We start from the raw sequence: 17,992 nt of genomic DNA, 5'->3' as shown, positions 1-17,992 counted from the left end.
AGCGCGGCCATTAATACCTGTGAGCGCTTCGCAAAATTAAACAACCCGCTCTGGCTGAGGAACGTTATCCGTACGCGGCTTCTGACGGAACCACGGCAAACAGAGCTGGATAAGCGGGCCGATGGTCAGGGCATACAGTACCGTCCCGACGCCAAACGTTCCGCCAAGGACGCAGCCAATCAGCAGAACACTCACTTCAATTGAGGTTCGAACGCTGCGGATTGACCACCCCAGCCGGGCGTGAATGCCGGTCATCAGTCCATCGCGTGGGCCCGCCCCGAACCCGGCACCGATATACATACCGGTTGCTATCGCGTTCAGCACAATGCCCCCAACCAGCAGAGCAATCCGAATGGGGAGAAGATCCAGCTCGGGGATAAGGGCCATCGAGGCATCCGCCGCCAGGCCAATACAGACTACGTTACTGAGCGTTCCCAGCCCAGGCATCTGACGCAGCGGGATCCAGAGCAGCAGCACCGCGGCACCGGTCAAAATAATCACCGTACCGATGGTCATCCCCAGTTGTAATCCCACCCCAAGGTGAAACACATCCCATGGGTCAACCCCCAGATCCGAACGAATAAACATCGCGGTTGAAAGCCCGTACAGGCCTAAACCAACGTACAGTTGCAGCAGACGACGTACCATTTTAGCTTCTCCAGTGAACCAGGCTTTCATCTTGTTCGAAAATGGCACTATGATTAATGTCCAGTTTTCAAATAGTGGACTGCATATGTCATCACGCCGTTTCGGAAGTCAGTCGCTGGTTCGCCTTTTGGGCCACTGGCAACAAACCCCGTCCCGAACCCCACTCTGGCGACAGCTGGCCGACGCGTTGCGCCTGCTGATCCTAGACGGCAGGCTGGCGTTGAGCACGCGCCTGCCCGGTGAACGTGAACTGGCCACGGCGTTAGATGTAAGCCGGACGACCATCAGCAGCGCGCTGGCCCATCTGCGAGAGGAAGGGTATCTGGAGAGCCGCCACGGCAGCGGTTCACGCGTGATCCTGCCCGATACCCGTGCCATACCGACGCTTTCAGCGGCAAGCGCAGCGCTGGATCTCTCCACTGCCGCCCTGAATGCCGGGCCAGAGATCCACCAGGCTTACACCTGGGCGCTCGCCGCAATCACCCAGCATCTTACGCTGACCGGTTACGATCAGCTCGGCCTGGCGGCTCTGCGCGACGCCATTGCCGCTCGCTATACCGCACGCGGGCTGCCGACCCGCGCAGACGAAGTGATGGTGGTCAATGGTGCCGTCAGCGGTTTTGCGCTGGTACTGCGGATGATGGCCGGCCCGGGCGATCGCGTCGTGGTCGATCATCCCACCTATCCGCTGGCGATTGCAGCCATCCAGGGGGCATCGTGTCGGCCGGTGGGCGTGTCGCTGCCGGAAAGCGGCTGGGATACGGATGGCTTTGCCGCCACACTTGCGCAGACAGCACCGCGCCTGGCGTACCTGATGCCGGATTTTCACAATCCAACAGGGCGATGCATGGATATCGCCACCCGTCAGGCAATAACCGACATTGCCGCTCGCACCCGTACCACGCTGGTGGTCGATGAAACGATGGTCGATCTCTGGTTTGAAGCACCGCCCCCGCCGCCGCTGGCGTCGTTTAATTCGCAGGCTACGGTGATCACCCTGGGTTCGGCGGGAAAAAGTTTCTGGGGTGGGCTGCGCCTCGGCTGGATCCGCGCCTCGTCGCGCACCATTGCCACACTTGCCCAGACGCGGGATACGCTGGATTTAGGCTCGCCGCTGCTGGAACAGCTGGCCACGCTGTGGCTTATCAGCAATAGCGAGACATTTCTGCCTGCGCGCCGGAAAATACTGAAGGAGCGACGCGACCGCTGCGGTGAACTGCTGCGCGAACATTTTCCCCAGTGGCGGTTTCAGGAGGCGGAAGGCGGGCTATCCTACTGGATCGAGCTGCCGGGCATGCTGGCGACACAACTCGCCGCACGTGCAGAGATGTTGGGGATTAATCTGGGAACCGGCACACGCTTTGGGTTATCGGGTGCGTTTGACCGCTACTTACGCATGCCCTTCTCGCTTGAGTCGGCAGAGCTTGAGCAGGCGTTGCTACGAATCAAACCGGTTTGGCTCGCATTAAATAAAACCGCGCCGTCGGTAAAACGCAGTCTTGTTTAATATAAAAGTTTGAAGTGGATCATAAAATAAAAACTGCTGACTGTCATACGGCAGTCAGCAGTTTTCACCAGTCAGGAATCAGTGCTGAGGAGGAATAGGAAAACCTTTCAGTGAAATAACAAAACTTTCACCGTCTTTCTTTATTTTTGCGCCGGTATCACACCAGTCAGACGCAATACGAAAGAACTCATCACTTCCTACATTCCAGCCAAGACGGACATGCTTCACGTAGCCTGAACGCAACAGATCGCAGGCTTCTTTGTAGTCACTGGCGGTCGATAGTTGTTGTTTCATTTTCTCTTCTTCAGAAGTTTACGTAGAGCTTTGATTTCTTTAGGAGTAAAAGGCGTTACACTCTCTTCTTCCGTATGCTGATTATCAATATCCTCTTCCGATACTCCCACCTCGTCTGCGGCTTCAAATGCCAGCAGCAGCAACTTCTCTGTGGTCACGCTTAAGTTTTCGTTATTCACTTCCGCATAGTGGCGAAGTCTGTCTTTTAGCGCTTCGTCAATCTTAACGTTTAATACCGCAGTAGCCATGATTGTCACTTCCCTTCGGAATAAGTGCTTTATTTAATACACGATGTTAACAATGTAATCCAGATATATATTTTTAACTTATGACAGAAAAAAGACGCCCAGAAATAAAATGACAGTCTATTATTACAAGTTTATGACAGTAATATTTCAGCGCGATGAAATATATATTACACCACGAATTAAACCCTGTTAATTCTGTGGAATAGCCATGCCGGAAGGAAGTAAAAAAACGGGGAGATGTTGCCAGAAGCACAAATGGGTGGGGACCCTGCCAGCTACATCCCGGCACACACGTCGTCTGCCCTGGCTGCTTCCTTCCGGACCTGACCTGGTGAACAGAGTAGCGTTGCGGGAGAACCAACAGAGCCCCCATTGTGAGCGTTGTTACCCAACGCGCTGGCGCATTATCCCTGTGCTAACGGTCAATTGCAAGCTGCCAGCAACCGGATGGTGGTTTCTTGCGCAAACAGGCACAGCAATCGGCGCAATCTTCGTTTAACATGGCACTTCACTCATCCCCACAGGTGTACTGATGGACGAACACGACTCCTTTCCACAGCGAGTGTGGCAAATTGTGGCCTCCATTCCGGAGGGCTACGTGACAACCTATGGTGACGTCGCACGTCTTGCTGGCTCCCCCCGCGCGGCGCGTCAGGTGGGTGGCGTGCTAAAACGGCTTCCTGAAGGCAGTACATTGCCCTGGCATCGGGTTGTGAATCGTCATGGTGCCATCTCGCTCACCGGGCCGGATTTGCAGCGCCAGAGGCAGGCATTACTTTCAGAAGGGGTACAGGTGTCCGGGTCAGGGCAGATTGATTTGCAGAAGTATCGCTGGGTGTATTGACCCCCTCCCCCGAAGGAGAGGGGAACACATTACAGCTGAGTCGGTGGGGTAGGTACAGACGGTTGGTTCGTCTGTGGTGCAATCGGCACTTCGGTTTGCTGCACCGGCACCAGGTTCAGGTCGATTTTCGTCCCACCGTTGTTGATGGCTTCCTGAACCGTATCGGTAATAAACACCAGCTTACCGTTGATGGTTACCGCAGCGCTCAGAAGGATACGGGCGTTCGGCTGTACGTCTGCCGGGTTATACGGCAGCACGAAGCTAAACGGTGCCTGCTTACCTTCGGTACGAACAGCACGCTGGGCCACCACTTTCGACGGCGCGTCGGCCAGAGAAGCATCAGACAGCGTGACCGTTAATACCGCATCCGGTGGTAAAGCGACTCGCTGTTTGATCCAGATAGTACCGGAAACATTAGGTTGCTGAATGGATTGCTGTGAGAGTGTATTAATCCCATTTGGATCTGCTGCTGGCACCGGCACCTGGGCGCTCTTACCTGCACAGGCGGACAACGCCACCGCAATAGCTACACCACTTAGCATGGGCACGAGTTTCATTGAAGTCTCCTTATCATCAATGCACCAGCGGGATCGATCCCATCCGATGTCGTTTCAAACACATATCGTATTCAAGTGTGGCACAGATCACTGATTAATGCCTAAATTCTCCCTGATATTCAGATAATTCTACCCGTCGGACCACTTTCATTTCTGCGTTATACTCTGCATATCTTTCGCCACGGCGTTTATTGAGGACAACTATGAGTCAGGCACTGAACAATCTGCTGACATTACTGAATCTGGAAAAAATAGAGGAAGGTCTCTTTCGCGGACAGAGCGAAGATTTGGGCTTGCGTCAGGTCTTCGGCGGGCAGGTCGTCGGACAGGCACTGTACGCTGCCAAGGAGACCGTCCCGGCAGACCGTCTGGTGCACTCCTTTCACAGCTATTTTCTGCGTCCTGGCGATAGCGCAAAACCCATTGTGTACGATGTAGAAGTGCTGCGTGACGGCAACAGCTTTAGCGCGCGCCGCGTGGCAGCCATTCAGAATGGCAAGCCCATCTTTTACATGACCGCCTCTTTCCAGGCACCGGAACCGGGTTATGAGCACCAGAAAACGATGCCAGCGGCACCGTCGCCGGACGATCTCAAATCGGAGACCGATATCGCCCGCGCGCTGGCCCACTTGCTGCCACCGCAGGTCAAAGAGAAATTCCTTTGTGATAAACCTCTGGAGATCCGTCCGGTCGAATTCCATAACCCGATGAAAGGCCATACGGCCGAGCCGAAACGCCAGGTCTGGATCCGCGCCAACGGCACCGTACCAGAGGATTTCCGCGTGCATCAGTATCTGCTGGGCTATGCGTCAGATTTTAACTTCCTGCCGGTTGCACTGCAGCCGCACGGCGTAGGGTTCCTTGAAAAAGGGATGCAGGTTGCGACGATCGATCACTCGATGTGGTTCCATCGTCCATTTAACATGAATGACTGGCTACTCTACAGCGTGGAAAGCACCTCGGCGTCCAGCGCTCGCGGGTTTGTACGTGGAGAGTTTTATACGCAGGACGGCGTGCTGGTCGCCTCGACGGTGCAGGAAGGGGTGATGCGTAATCGCGGGTGATGATGCCCTCACCCTGGCCCTCTCCCACAGGGCTGAGGGATCCCCAGTAATTTTTTTACCGGAAGCGACGAATGTTGTTTCAGGAAAATGAATGATTTACAGCGACGTCCTGGTCCGGCTGTAAATCGCTGAGGCGTTTCCTGCAGGCCGGGGCGAGGCGCATGGATGCGCCGAGAGGGCGGCTTTACAGGGACGTTACATCCGCCCGTCCCCGATAAGCCGGAAGGAATAAGCCGAGGGCACCGCGAAGCGGCGATTTACCGCCGGGAGCCCGGGTCGCCAGGGTGGTGGCGACTGAGCCACCCTGGCACGTTCACGGGTCATGTTGTTACAGAGCAGCAAGGAAAGTAAAGTGAACGGAATTACCTCTACAGCCATATGTTCCCCCTCACCCCAGCCCTCTCCCTCAAGGGAGAGGGAGTCCTCCGTGCAGGCATTATTTTGTGGGGAACCCTCAGCCCACAGGGAGAGGGAATAAATACTAAAAACGGCAATCAGGGATTGCCGTTTTGCTTTTACCTTGTGCGGCCTGATGCCCTCACCCTGGCCCTCTCCCACAGGGAGAGGGAATAAATACTAAAAACGGCAATCGGAGATTGCCGTTTTGCTGTTTATTATGCGTTATACGCATTCTCGCCGTGGCTGTTGACGTCGAGACCTTCGCGTTCCTGCTCTTCCGGTACGCGCAGACCCACTGTCATGTCCGCCAGTTTGTAACCAATGAAGGCCACCACAGCAGACCACACAACGGTAATGGCGATACTTTCCAGCTGTACCAGCACCTGGTGAACCATGTCAACGCCCTCAGCGTAACCCACTCCGCCCAGCGATTTCGCGGCGAAGATACCGGTCATGATACAACCGACGATACCGCACACGCCGTGCACGCCAAAGACATCGCAAGGGTCATCCACGCGCAGAAGACGTTTCAGCGCCGTCACACCCCACAGACCCGCCAGACCTGACACCAGGCCGACAAGCAGCGCACCACCGACACCGACGTAACCACATGCTGGGGTGATCCCCACCAGACCGGCAATGGCACCCGAGCACGCGCCCAGCAGAGAAGGTTTACCGCGAACCGCCCACTCACCAAACACCCATGAGAGGATTGCACCCGCCGTGGCCACCACGGTATTCACGAAGGCCAGCGCAGCGATTTCGTTAGCAGCGCTCGCAGAGCCAGCGTTGAAGCCGAACCAGCCAAAATAGAGGATTGCTGTACCGGTAAAGACCATCGGCAGGTTGTGTGGTTTGAACGCTTCTTTGCCAAAGCCCACGCGTTTGCCAATCAGGTATGCCCCCACCAGACCCGCCACCGCAGCGTTGATGTGAACAACGGTACCGCCTGCGAAATCCAGCGCGCCGTGCGACGCCAGCAGACCGCCACCCCAGACCATGTGTGCAATCGGCACATAGGAGAGCGTCAGCCAGACCACCACAAAGATCAGAACGGCAGAGAAGCGAATACGCTCAGCCAGCGCACCCACAATCAGCCCCACGGTGATACAGGCGAACGATCCCTGGAACGCAACGTGGATGTACTGATAGAAACTGCCCATCACCGCGGTCAGTTCAATATTTTTCAACATGGCCCAGTTGAAGTTGCCGAAGAAGGCGTTACCTTCACCGAAGGCCAGAGAGTAGCCGTAGACCACCCACAGCACGCAAACCAGCGCGAACGTCACGGCAACCTGCGTCAGCATGGAGAGAACGTTTTTGCCACGGATCAGGCCGCCGTAAAACAGCGCGATGCCCGGAATAGACATGAACAGCACCAGCGCGGTGCTGATCATCATAAAGGCGTTATCGGCTTTGTCTGCCACCGCAGGAGCAGCCATTGCCAGGCCCGGCAGCAGTGCCAGCGAACCCAGACCCGTTTTGATTGTTGCTATCTTCATTTTCTCGATCCCTATCACTGTGTGCCAGGAGTTACTTACAGTGCCGCTTCGTCAGATTCGCCGGTACGGATGCGAATGACACGCTGCAGTTCGGCAACGAAAATTTTGCCGTCGCCAATTTTGCCGGTATAGGCCGCTTTGCTGATCACATCGATGACTTCATCAAGCTGGTCATCAGCAATCGCGACATCAATTTTTACTTTTGGCAGGAAATTAACGCTGTATTCCGCCCCGCGATAAAGCTCGGCATGACCCTTCTGACGACCGAAGCCTTTCACTTCGGTGACAGTCAGTCCCTGAATACCCATTGAAGACAACGCTTCACGCACGTCTTCGAGTTTGAATGGTTTGATTACCACCGTAACCAGCTTCATAGATCCCCTCCAGTCAGAATTCGGTAATGGCCGCAGCTAACACGCAGGAGACATTGCAAGGGGTGTGCCAGAAATGAAAACGGAAGGGAAAAGCGGTGCAATGCGCGTTAAAAGACCATTCATGGTCAACAGGTGAAAAAAAACGCACCATGGCAGTGCATGGCGCGTTTCGGTTTTGCACCAACAGCGGTGACTGTTAGCACGTTGCCTGTTTTTGGTGCATCAGGCGCTAAGCGACTCTTCCTCACGGACGCTGGCCGCCAGCTCTTCACCCGCCAGTTGCAGCTGATACATCTGCCAGTAGCGGCCTTTCGCCTCCAGGAGCGCCCGGTGCGTACCGCGTTCAACGGCCTGCCCGCGATGCAGCACCAGAATGGTATCTGCGTCGACAATCGTTGAAAGACGGTGCGCGATAACCACCAGCGTCGTGTGATCGCGCACGGCGGCCAGTGCCTGCTGGATAGCCTGTTCAGTACCGGAGTCGATGCTGGCCGTCGCTTCATCCAGAATCAGCACCTGTGGCGTTTCAATCAGCACACGCGCCAGCGCCAGAAGCTGTTTTTGCCCGACAGAAAGATTATTCCCCTGCTCGCCCAGCCGGGTGTTGATTCCGTCGCTGAATCCGCGTGCTAGCTCAGCGAGCTGCACTTTTTCCAGCACTGCCCAGACCTGCTCCTCGGTATAATCACGCCCCAGGGTCACGTTGGCGTAAAAGGTATCGGCCAGCACGACCGGGTCTTGCTGCACCATCGCTACGCCTTTACGCAATACGCTGTGGCTGAGCGACGCCAGCGGACGTCCATCCAGACGAATTTCGCCTTTCGTTAACGGGTAGTAGCCCATCAACAGGCTTGCAAGCGTACTCTTGCCGCTGCCGGTATGCCCCACCAGCGCCACAAAGCCGCGCGACGGCACATCAAGATTGATGTCCTGCAACACCAGCCTGTCTTCACGGTAGGCAAACGAGACATGGTCAAACGTAATCGCCCCGCTTTGCAGCGGTGCTGTATCCTCACCATAGGTCTGACGCGGTCTGTCCATCAGTTCAAAGACGCGCTCGCCGGCAACCACTGCCTGCTGCAACATGGATTGTTGGGTTGTGAGTTCAATCAGCGGCTCGTTCAGGCGTCCCAGATAGCTGATAAAAGCATACAGAACCCCCACTTCAATCGTTCCGCCCGGACTCAGGCCAAAGAGCATCAGCAGGCCACAAAGCACCAGCGCCGAGAAGAGGCTCAGCAGCGGACGCAGCAGGAAACCATCAAGGCGCAGCGTCTGCATACGCGCCATATAGTGCGAACGGCTGGCTTCGCCCATGCGTTCGCCAAAGCGAGCCTGCTGGCGGAACTGCTGGATGACGCTCATGCCGTTGATCACTTCGTTGAAGCCATCGTTAATATCGGCCAGGTAGGTCCGCACCCGACGTACAATAGGCGTGCTGTAGCGCTGATAGATCACCATCACAATCAGCACTGCCGGGAAAATCGCGATCGCCACCAGCGCCATGCGCCAGTCAAGGCTGAACATCGCCACCAGCATGGCGCCAATCAGCGCGGCACTGCGCAGCACGGTCGCCACGACCGTCACGTACAGATCGCGGATCACCTCGGTATCGTTGGTCACCCGCGAAATCACCTGCCCGACCGGCTGGATATCAAACTCGCTCAGCGGCTGGCGCAGCGCAGCATCCATAACGTCGGTACGCAGCTTCTGAACCACACCCACCGCCGCCCGGTTAAAGAGTAGCGACTGCGCATAGTGCAGGCCAGCCGCTGCCAGCTGTAGCCCCACATAGGCCACGCCTAACCCCGCCACCAGCCCCAGCGGCAAATAGCTTTTCGCAACCATATTGTCGATGAAATAACTGATGAGCAGCGGACCACTCACTTCTGCAATCGCCGCAATCCACAGCAGCACGACGGCAAGAGCAAGGGGTTTTCGCCATGGCGAACCGTAGGCCAGCAGGCGTTTTAGCGTCGGCCACTGCGTTTTTGATTTACGCATTAGCGTCCTCCTCTTCCTGTTCCGGGGCATCGTCGAGTGCCGCTTCAAGCTGCTGATAGCGATACATATCGCGATACCAGCCCGGTTGCTCCGCAAGCTGGTCATGCTGCCCGCGCTGGGCAATGTGCCCGTGCTGCAACACCAGAATTTCACTGGCTTCCGTCAGCGCCGACAAACGGTGGGCACTGATGATCACCGTCCGTCCGTCGCTCCACTGGCGAAGGTTATGCAGGATCTGGTGCTCGGTTCGACCATCCACAGCAGAAAGCGCATCATCCAGGATCAGGATTTCAGCATTGAGCAGCAGCGCACGGGCAATGGAAATTCGCTGTTTTTGCCCGCCAGAGAGCATAACGCCACGTTCACCCACCTCCGTTTCATACCCCTGAGGCAGACGCAAAATATCGTCATGTACGCTGGCTAAGCGCGCCACATGCTCAATCTCTTCCTGCGTGGCCGATGGACAGCCAAGGGCTATGTTGTTCGCCACGGTGTCAGAAAAGAGAAACGGCGTCTGGCTGACCACGGCCAGTCGGCGACGCCAGTCGTCAAGTTGCAGTGTCGTGAGGGGAAGATTGTGGAAACGAATATCCCCCTGCGTGACATCAAAGTGACGCTGGAGCAGCGAAAGAACGGTACTTTTGCCGGATCCCGTCGGGCCACAGATCCCGAGCATTTGCCCCGGTTGCAGCGTAAAGCTGACGTTTTCCAGCACCGGATGTTCCGTCTGCGGATAAACAAACGTACGGATGTTGACGTTCATCACCCCACGCCCTTCCGGTACCGGTTCGGTACCGTCGTTGACCACTGGCGCTTCAGACAACATGGCGCGAATGCGGCTATAGGCGGCACTGCCGCGCTCCACGATGTTAAACATCCAGGCCAGCGCCAGCATCGGCCAAATCATCAGCCCCAGGTACATGGCAAAACTGGTTAACTGCCCCAGGGTCAAGGTGCCCTGCACCACCATCCAGCTCCCGCCACCGACGGCCAACAGGTTGGCCATGCCAATAGCGATATAGATGGTCGGATCAAAGCGCGCATCAATACGCGCAACACGCATGTTTTTTGCGCCGGTGTCTGCGGCATCGGCCGCAAACAGGGCAGATTGCCGATCCTCCAGACCAAAGGCTTTGATCATGCGGATGCTGGTCATACTCTCCTGCGTGCGATCGTTTAGTGACGAAAACGCCGCCTGCGCCAGCTTGAAACGTTCGTGCAGTTGTTCGCCATAACGGTTGATCGCCAGCGCCATCAGCGGCATCGGCAGCAATGCCAGCAGGGTAAGTTGCCAGCTGATCTGAGTGGACATCACAATCAGAACCGCGCAGCCCATCACCAGCGAATCCACCAGCGTTAACACCCCTTCCCCGGCTGCGAACACCACGCGATCGACGTCGTTGGTGGCGCGGGCGATGAGATCCCCGGTGCGATGGCGCAGGTAAAACTCGGGGTGCTGGCGACTAAGCTGACGGTAAAAATCCTCGCGCAGCTCAACGGCCAGCTGATAGGACGCGCCAAACAGCAGCACGCGCCAGACGTAACGCAGCAAATAGACGATGACGGCCGTCAGCACCAGCGTGCCAACCCACATCAACACCCGTGCGGTGGTGTAATGCTGTTCCGTAACGCCATCCACGACGTAGCCCACCACCTTCGGCGGGATCAGCTGCAAAATGGCAATGATGATAAGCAGGAGAACTGCGCCGAGGTAGCGCTGCCACTCCCGACGAAAGTACCAGCTTAGTTGGGCAAATAATCGCACGCGGTTTGTTCCTGAAGGTATTTTATGGAGTTATTCAATGGGTAACGCTGTGGTGTATTTAATCTGTTCCATGGCGAAGCTTGAGGTGACGTCCGACAAGCCCGGTACGCTATTCACCAGCCGCTTGTAGAAATCATCATAGCGCTTCATGTCTGCCACCTGGACACGCATCAGATAATCGTACTCCCCGGCCATACGCCAGAAGCCGAGAACCTCCGGCATGTCAGAGACCTGGTTTACGAAGCGGCAATACCATTCGCTGCTGTGGTGCTGCGTTTTTATCAGGACAAAGGCCGTCAGGCCCAGCCCCAGTTTTTCGGGATCTAATAACGCGACACGCCCCAGCAGAATGCCGTCATCTTCCAGCTTCTTGAGGCGCTTCCAGCACGGTGTGGTGGTCAGATTAACGGCATCTGCCAGCGCCTGCAAAGAGAGGGTGCAGTCACTTTGCAGCAATGAAAGCAGCTTGCGGTCAACTTTATCTAGCATACCCACCTCACAGAGAAAATTTTTCTCCCTTCATTCTATTTTAAAGGCCAGATAGCAACAATTTTTTCTGTGCTTTTCGCTATGCTGGGCACAAAATGACAAACGGATAATTACGATGAATAGCAACTGGGTTAAACATGCCATCAGCGAAATCAATGCCGACTACCAGCGCTCGGCCGACACCCATTTAATCCGCCTCGCCCTGCCGGGGTTTGCGGGGATTCAGCTGTATCTGAAAGATGAAAGTACCCATCCTACGGGCAGCCTGAAGCATCGTCTGGCGCGTTCGCTATTCCTGTATGGCTTGTGTAACGGCTGGATTAAAGAAGGCACGACAATTATTGAATCGTCATCCGGTTCGACCGCCGTCTCCGAAGCCTATTTCGCCCGTCTGCTGGGCCTGCCGTTTATCGCTGTCATGCCCTCCTGCACCGCGAAACGCAAAATCGAACAGATCGAATTTTATGGCGGACGCTGCCACTTTGTAGAAAGCGCCTGCGAAATTTACGCCGCCTCGGAAATGCTGGCCCGTGAGCTGAACGGCCACTATATGGATCAGTTCACCTTCGCCGAGCGTGCAACCGACTGGCGTGGCAATAATAATATTGCGGACAGTATTTTCCGCCAGATGACTCATGAGCCTCATCCGGTTCCGTCATATATCGTCATGAGCGCCGGTACGGGCGGAACCTCGGCCACCATTGGCCGCTATATCCGCTGTCAGGGCTACGATACGCAACTGATGGTGGTTGATCCGCAAAACTCGGTCTTCCTCGACTACTGGCAAAGCCGCAATGCCGACCTGCGCAGTCCGGTGGGCAGTAAAATTGAAGGGATTGGCCGCCCGCGCGTTGAGCCGTCGTTCATTCCTGATGTAGTGGATGAAATGCTCCGCGTACCGGATGCCGCCAGCGTCGCGACGGCCCACTGGCTGGAGACGCAATTGGGCCGCAAGGTGGGTGCCTCTACCGGTACCAATATGTGGGGTGCGCTGCAGCTGGCAGCACGCATGCGTGAAGAGGGCCGCACGGGCTCTATCGTCACGCTGCTGTGCGACAGCGGGGAGCGCTACCTGGAAACCTATTACAACGCGGAGTGGGTGCAGGCAAACATTGGTGATATTGCGCCGTGGCAAGCGCAAATCGCACAGCTGGTGAAATAAAAAAAAGCCAGACCGAAGTCTGGCTTGCTGGAAGGGTCTCACTATTCGGGGGAATATGGGAGGGTGTTGTTGTCCAGCCAATGTGTTAAAAAATGGGACACCGCTTCATTACGGCAGTGTCCGATAACCGGCAGATGAGGAAGCGCAGAGATCAGCTGCGGCATAGCATTCTCCATAATCAAACCGCGCCCGACGCTGCCCAGCATCTCGCGGTCGTTCATGGCGTCACCAAACGCCATACACTCCTGCAGCGTCAAGCCCAGGTGGTCGCTCAGGACCGCCAGGGCAGAACCTTTGTTACACCCCACCGGCAACACTTCCAGACAATCCACCGCCGAAAAGGTCAGATGGGCCCGGTCGCCTAACGCCTCATTCAACTGAATACGTAAGCGGCAGAGATCGTCGTGATCGCCACAAAAACAGATCTTGGTCACCGCGTGGGCAGGTATGCGGCGCAGATCCATCAGCTGATAGCGAAAACCGCTGTAGACATGCGCATGGAGAAGTTGAGGGATTTCACGACCGGTAAACCAGCCGTTATCGTTAAAGACATGAACGCTGGCCTGGGTATCCCAGGTACTGTGCAGCACGATATCCGCCACTTCCGGGTTGAGATCCTGACGGTGCAGCACCTCCCCTTCGACCGAATGAATTCGTGTTCCGTTGCCGGTAATCAGAAATGCATCCAGGGAAAATGCGCCCAGCAGATGGCGCATCTCCAGCACATGACGGCCAGTGGCAAACGTCAGGGTTACATCACGCTCACGCAGGCGCTTAAGGGTGTTCAGGGTTTTCTCCCCTAAACGGTGATCCGGCATTAACAACGTGCCGTCCATATCAAATGCAGCGAGCCGAGCCATCATAACTCCCGAAATGTGATGCGATTAACTTGTGCATCAGTATTGCGTGGGATATACGGAAGTAATAGTGAATAGATGAGAATTATTGTTCCGGGTTTATTATGCGCCAGCTCAACCGCCTCAAACAGTATCAACGCCTGTGGCAGCCCTCCGAAGGGGCACCGCAGCAGGTCACCATTGCGGAGCTCGCCAGCCGCTGTTTTTGCAGCGAGCGGCATGTTCGCACCCTGCTGCGTCAGGCGCAGGAGGCTGGCTGGCTGAACTGGCATGCGCAGCCTGGTCGCGGCAAGCGCGGCGAGCTCAGGTTTTATGTCAGCCCGGAATCACTGCGCAATACGATGATGGAAGAAGCGCTGAAGCATGGGCAGCAGCATAACGCCCTGGAGCTAGCCCAGCTTGCGCCGGAAGAGTTGCGGGAGTTGCTGCATCCCTTTTTGGGCGGACAGTGGCAAAACGATACGCCGACGCTGCGCATTCCCTATTACCGCTCGCTGGATGCGCTGCAGCCTGGCTTTTTACCCGGCCGGGCGGAGCAGCACCTGGCAGGCCAGGTTTTCTCCGGGCTGACGCGCTTTAACGGCAACAGCAGCGAACCGACGGGCGATCTTGCCCATCACTGGGAAGTCACGGATGGCGGCCTGCGCTGGCATTTTTATATCCGCTCGACCCTGCACTGGCATAATGGCGACAAAATTGAGACAACGCAGTTGCAGCGGAGCCTGAAGGCCCTGCTTATGCTGCCAGCCCTGCGCAAACTGTTCCAGAGCGTATTAGATATCGAGGTCACTCACCCGCAGTGCCTGACGTTTACCCTGCATCAACCGGACTACTGGTTGCCCCATCGTCTGGCGACCTACTGTAGCCGTCTGGCCCACCCCGATCAGCCCATGACGGGCAGCGGCCCTTTCAGGCTGAGCGTGTTTGATTCCGAGCTGGTGCGTCTGGAAAGCCACGAGCAGTACCATCTTAGCCACCCGCTGATCAAGGCGATTGAATACTGGATCACGCCGACGCTATTTGATTACGGACTGGGGACCAGCTGTCGTCATCCGGTCCAGATTGCCATTGGCGAGCCTGATGAACTGGAGAGCCTGCGGCTGGTAAGTAACAGCACCAGCCTGGGCTTCTGTTATCTCACCCTGAAACAGCGCGACCGGATGAATGAACTGCAGGCTCGACGGCTAATTAATATCATCCATCTCTCAACGCTGCTGCATACGCTCCCGCTGAACGAAGGGTTGATTACCCCAACAGAAGAGCTGCTTCCAGGCCTGCCTATTCCCCGGTGGCCGGATTTAACGCACGTTCCTTTACCGGCAGCGTTAACCCTCGTTTACCATTTGCCCGTTGAGTTACACACCATGGCAAACCAGCTAAAACAGTACCTTGCGCAGCAGGGCTGCGAACTGACCGTTATCTTTCACGATGCGAAGACGTGGGACGGGTGTCCGCAGCTTGCCGATGCGGACATGATGATGGGAGACAGGCTGATTGGCGAAGCGCCGGAGTACACGCTTGAACAGTGGCTTCGGTGCGATACCCTCTGGCCGCATCTGCTAAGCGCGCCGCAAGTTGCGCATCTGCAGGCCACGCTGGATGCCGTACAGACTCAGGCCGATGAGCAGGCAAGACACGCTGGCCTGAGAGCCATCTTTACCCGGCTGATGGATAATGCGGTGCTGACGCCGCTGTTTAACTACCAGTATCAAATCAGCGCACCACCGGGAGTAAACGGAATACGACTGAATACCCGTGGCTGGTTTGATTTCACTGAAGCCTGGCTTCCAGCCCCCCGGTCGTGAAGAAGCTGGTCGTCGCCGAAGTCAGACGGTAACATAATGTTTTTACCGTAACTGTCGAGATGATTTATGAAACGTGCCGTCGTCGTGTTCAGCGGAGGACAAGATTCCACTACCTGCCTGGTTCAGGCGCTTCACCAGTACGATGAAGTGCATTGTGTCACTTTCGATTATGGCCAGCGCCATCGCGCTGAAATCGACGTTGCCCGCGAACTGGCGCTGAAACTGGGCGCACGCGCGCATAAGGTGCTGGACGTCACGCTGTTAAACGAACTGGCCGTCAGCAGCCTCACTCGCGACAGTATTCCTGTTCCTGATTACAAACCTGACGCCAGCGGTATTCCCAATACCTTTGTGCCGGGCCGTAATATTCTTTTTCTGACCCTGACGGCCATCTACGCCTACCAGGTGCAAGCCGAAGCGGTGATCACCGGCGTTTGCGAAACCGACTTCTCCGGTTACCCGGACTGCCGCGACGAGTTTGTAAAAGCGCTTAATCATGCGGTAAATCTGGGGATGGCCAAGGAGACGCGCTTTGAAACGCCGCTAATGTGGCTTGATAAAGCGGAAACCTGGGCACTGGCGGACTACTGGGGCAAGCTGGATCTGGTTCGCAGCGAAACCCTGACCTGCTACAACGGCATCAAGGGCGACGGATGCGGCCAGTGCGCCGCCTGTAACCTGCGTGCCAATGGCTTGAATCACTACCTGGCAGATAAAGCCGGTGTGATGGCCGCAATGCAGAAAAAAACCGGGCTGAAATAGGGTTATTTGACCGTGCTGTCGAACAGTTTTACACCGGCAGCACGCGTGACTTTCATTAGCGTCGTCAGTGTTGGATTGCCATTATCAGACAAGGTTCGGTATAGCTGCTGGCGGGAAAGACCTGCTTTGGCAGCAATTTCACCTATGCCGCCGCGGGATTCGATGACCTGGCGGAGTGCAATGAGATAGGCAGGGATCCCCTGATCCTCATAAATTTCTTCCAGTGCTATTTGCAGGTAAAGTTGAGCGTAGGAAGGGTTTTCACGAAGCATTTTTACAACCGCATCGTGATGGTTAACAGAACTTGAATAGTGTCGTTTAGAAGTGCTCATCTGTTTTTCCTTTAGATAGATGATCTTTCAAGAAATCTACCGCCTGTTTAACATCTTGTTTTTGACTCTTCTTGTCACCACCGATGAGTAACAACAAGACCCTCTGATGCTCTACGGCAAAATAGATCCTGTAACCGGGACCACTATCAATTCGCATCTCCCAAACACCTTCTCTAAGGTATTTGTAATCACCAAAATTATGCTTTATTGCACGGTTAATACGCATAAGGATCCGTAAAACAGTCTCCGGACCCTTTCTACGCATCCTGGTTATCCACTCCTCAAACGGCACTTTGCCGTCACGGGTCCGATAACGCTCAACAACATAGTCCCTGTCCATTATTCTATCCCTGGAAAAACATTTTGTCTTTTATAAAAGACAAAAAATCACACGATCATCAGCTCCAGCTTTTCCCGCAACTCCCCTTCCAGCGGCAGTGCTTTCTGCGTTTTCAGATCGATACAAACGAAGGTGATCAGCGCATCGGCTACCACCTGCCCTTCCGGATCCAGCGTCACGATCTGACTGAGCACGCCGCTCTTCCCGTTTAGCTGTTGCACCTGGCTGGTCACTGTAAGCACATCCCCCAGCACGGCCGGGCGACGGTAGTTGATATTGATGTTGACGACCACGAACGCGATGTTGTGCGCGGTCAGCCATTGGAAGCTTTCGCTGTTTTCCAGCCCATCCCAGCGCGCCTCTTCCAGAAATTCGAGATAGCGGGCGTTATTCACGTGCTGGTAAACATCAAGATGAAAACCGCGTACTTTGATTTTTGTCTGCATAGCGCAATAGCCTTTACTGTTGTTATAGGATAAGAGGTCAAGACTGGTATGACCTCTTTATCCTGGCAAACTTTTGCTGCTGTGCAAGTAAAACTGAGATTACAACGTCAGGTGTGAGAGGTTGCGCTCAACCAGTGAATTGCCCATCCCCGGAACCTGCCTGAGGTCGTCAACCGTTTTAAACGGGCCGTACTCTTCACGGTAGCTGACGATAGCCTGCGCTTTTTTGAGCCCTACGCCGTTCATCACGCGGGCGAGATCTTCAGCCGAGGCCGTATTGATGCTGACGCGTGTACCGTCGTCCTCTGTGCTTTTGCCAGGTTCAGCGGCTTTAGTTTGGGCAGATGCCTGTGCAGCGGGGTCAGTTTTGCTCTGTACAGACTGCGTTTTGGCTGCGGGGGCCGCCGCCAGTGCGCCTGCGCTCATTCCGGTAGTGGCAATAGCCAGTGTGATTAGCAGTGCTTTGATTCCACATTTCATGCTGTTATCTCCTTGTTTGTTGACAGCCATGTCACCATAGCCGTCAGCCAAAAGAGGCTCAAACATGCATTTGCAGAAATGGAAAAGGCCGCGAAAGCGGCCTTCAGGGTTTG

General features: G+C 55.5%; 20 protein-coding genes and 1 other RNA gene. 6 read left to right on the top strand and 15 right to left on the bottom strand.

Features of this window, described 5'->3' with window-relative positions; all coding sequences use genetic code 11:
• Positions 1-36 precede the first annotated feature (36 nt).
• Positions 37-648 (bottom strand): membrane protein YczE, encoded by a 612-nt coding sequence (yczE, locus tag ECL_RS05940; protein WP_013095879.1) that lies wholly within the window; start codon positions 646-648, stop codon positions 37-39.
• 85 nt (positions 649-733) lie between these two features.
• On the opposite strand from yczE, the gene yczR reads away from it, so the two are divergent.
• Entirely contained in the window at positions 734-2,155 is a 1,422-nt protein-coding gene (yczR, locus tag ECL_RS05935) for a MocR-like transcription factor YczR (RefSeq protein ID WP_013095878.1), read from the top strand.
• 78 nt (positions 2,156-2,233) lie between these two features.
• Here yczR and ECL_RS05930 read toward each other — a convergent pair whose 3' ends face one another.
• From ECL_RS05930 to ffs, 3 genes are all read right to left on the bottom strand, one after another.
• On the bottom strand, positions 2,234-2,449 hold the full coding sequence (locus ECL_RS05930; protein ID WP_013095877.1) for a hypothetical protein: 216 nt from the start codon (positions 2,447-2,449) through the stop codon (positions 2,234-2,236).
• Complete coding sequence (locus ECL_RS05925) at positions 2,446-2,697, bottom strand: hypothetical protein (RefSeq protein WP_013095876.1); 252 nt, start codon at positions 2,695-2,697, stop codon at positions 2,446-2,448. The genes ECL_RS05930 and ECL_RS05925 overlap by 4 nt, the downstream gene beginning before the upstream one ends.
• Before the next feature lie 266 nt (positions 2,698-2,963).
• An RNA gene (gene ffs / locus ECL_RS05920) (signal recognition particle sRNA small type) lies at positions 2,964-3,060 on the bottom strand.
• Positions 3,061-3,229: 169 nt separating this feature from the next.
• Here ffs and ECL_RS05915 point away from each other — a divergent pair.
• Positions 3,230-3,541 carry an MGMT family protein gene (locus ECL_RS05915; protein ID WP_013095875.1) on the top strand — a complete coding sequence of 104 codons (312 nt, stop codon included), beginning with the start codon at positions 3,230-3,232 and terminating at the stop codon, positions 3,539-3,541.
• Between the two features lie 29 nt (positions 3,542-3,570).
• Here the strand turns inward: ECL_RS05915 and ECL_RS05910 are convergent, their stop codons facing one another.
• Positions 3,571-4,098: a YbaY family lipoprotein gene (locus ECL_RS05910; RefSeq protein WP_013095874.1), complete on the bottom strand. Its 528-nt coding sequence runs from the start codon at positions 4,096-4,098 to the stop codon at positions 3,571-3,573.
• 203 nt (positions 4,099-4,301) lie between these two features.
• On the opposite strand from ECL_RS05910, the gene tesB reads away from it, so the two are divergent.
• A complete protein-coding gene (tesB, locus tag ECL_RS05905; protein WP_013095873.1) occupies positions 4,302-5,162 on the top strand; it encodes an acyl-CoA thioesterase II in 861 nt (286 codons plus the stop codon).
• A gap of 614 nt (positions 5,163-5,776) precedes the next feature.
• On the opposite strand, the gene amtB is transcribed toward tesB, so the two are convergent.
• The 5 genes from amtB to ECL_RS05880 form a co-directional block, all read right to left on the bottom strand.
• Complete coding sequence (amtB, locus tag ECL_RS05900; RefSeq protein WP_013095872.1) at positions 5,777-7,063, bottom strand: ammonium transporter AmtB; 1,287 nt, start codon at positions 7,061-7,063, stop codon at positions 5,777-5,779.
• 35 nt (positions 7,064-7,098) lie between these two features.
• Positions 7,099-7,437, bottom strand: coding sequence for a P-II family nitrogen regulator (glnK, locus tag ECL_RS05895; RefSeq protein ID WP_008503304.1), 339 nt, complete (start codon positions 7,435-7,437; stop codon positions 7,099-7,101).
• A gap of 222 nt (positions 7,438-7,659) precedes the next feature.
• A complete protein-coding gene (locus tag ECL_RS05890; RefSeq protein ID WP_013095870.1) occupies positions 7,660-9,441 on the bottom strand; it encodes a SmdB family multidrug efflux ABC transporter permease/ATP-binding protein in 1,782 nt (593 codons plus the stop codon).
• Positions 9,434-11,206, bottom strand: a complete 1,773-nt coding sequence (locus tag ECL_RS05885) for a SmdA family multidrug ABC transporter permease/ATP-binding protein (RefSeq protein WP_013095869.1) — start codon at positions 11,204-11,206, stop codon at positions 9,434-9,436. Before ECL_RS05885 ends, ECL_RS05890 begins: the two co-directional genes overlap by 8 nt.
• A 30-nt stretch (positions 11,207-11,236) precedes the next feature.
• Positions 11,237-11,695, bottom strand: coding sequence for an Lrp/AsnC family transcriptional regulator (locus ECL_RS05880; RefSeq protein WP_013095868.1), 459 nt, complete (start codon positions 11,693-11,695; stop codon positions 11,237-11,239).
• Positions 11,696-11,810: 115 nt separating this feature from the next.
• On the opposite strand from ECL_RS05880, the gene ECL_RS05875 reads away from it, so the two are divergent.
• Entirely contained in the window at positions 11,811-12,857 is a 1,047-nt protein-coding gene (locus tag ECL_RS05875) for a PLP-dependent cysteine synthase family protein (protein ID WP_013095867.1), read from the top strand.
• A gap of 41 nt (positions 12,858-12,898) precedes the next feature.
• Here the strand turns inward: ECL_RS05875 and cof are convergent, their stop codons facing one another.
• Positions 12,899-13,717 (bottom strand): HMP-PP phosphatase, encoded by an 819-nt coding sequence (cof, locus tag ECL_RS05870; protein WP_013095866.1) that lies wholly within the window; start codon positions 13,715-13,717, stop codon positions 12,899-12,901.
• A gap of 101 nt (positions 13,718-13,818) precedes the next feature.
• On the opposite strand from cof, the gene ECL_RS05865 reads away from it, so the two are divergent.
• Both ECL_RS05865 and queC read left to right on the top strand, forming a co-directional pair.
• Positions 13,819-15,519 carry an SgrR family transcriptional regulator gene (locus ECL_RS05865; protein ID WP_013095865.1) on the top strand — a complete coding sequence of 567 codons (1,701 nt, stop codon included), beginning with the start codon at positions 13,819-13,821 and terminating at the stop codon, positions 15,517-15,519.
• Between the two features lie 66 nt (positions 15,520-15,585).
• Entirely contained in the window at positions 15,586-16,281 is a 696-nt protein-coding gene (gene queC, locus ECL_RS05860; RefSeq protein ID WP_013095864.1) for a 7-cyano-7-deazaguanine synthase QueC, read from the top strand.
• A gap of 2 nt (positions 16,282-16,283) precedes the next feature.
• Here queC and ECL_RS05855 read toward each other — a convergent pair whose 3' ends face one another.
• The 4 genes from ECL_RS05855 to ECL_RS05840 all read right to left on the bottom strand — a co-directional run bounded on the left by ECL_RS05855 (position 16,284) and on the right by ECL_RS05840 (position 17,879).
• Positions 16,284-16,613: an addiction module antidote protein gene (locus ECL_RS05855; RefSeq protein ID WP_013095863.1), complete on the bottom strand. Its 330-nt coding sequence runs from the start codon at positions 16,611-16,613 to the stop codon at positions 16,284-16,286.
• Complete coding sequence (locus tag ECL_RS05850; protein WP_044158855.1) at positions 16,600-16,953, bottom strand: type II toxin-antitoxin system RelE/ParE family toxin; 354 nt, start codon at positions 16,951-16,953, stop codon at positions 16,600-16,602. Before ECL_RS05850 ends, ECL_RS05855 begins: the two co-directional genes overlap by 14 nt.
• A gap of 47 nt (positions 16,954-17,000) precedes the next feature.
• Positions 17,001-17,399 (bottom strand): YbgC/FadM family acyl-CoA thioesterase, encoded by a 399-nt coding sequence (locus tag ECL_RS05845; protein WP_013095862.1) that lies wholly within the window; start codon positions 17,397-17,399, stop codon positions 17,001-17,003.
• A 99-nt stretch (positions 17,400-17,498) separates the two neighbouring features.
• Entirely contained in the window at positions 17,499-17,879 is a 381-nt protein-coding gene (locus tag ECL_RS05840) for a helix-hairpin-helix domain-containing protein (protein WP_013095861.1), read from the bottom strand.
• Positions 17,880-17,992 lie beyond the last annotated feature (113 nt).

It is taken from the genome of Enterobacter cloacae subsp. cloacae ATCC 13047 (assembly GCF_000025565.1).
Lineage (GTDB): Bacteria > Pseudomonadota > Gammaproteobacteria > Enterobacterales > Enterobacteriaceae > Enterobacter > Enterobacter cloacae.
Note: the sequence above shows the minus strand (reverse complement) of the source record. Positions and strands in the feature narration are given on the sequence as shown.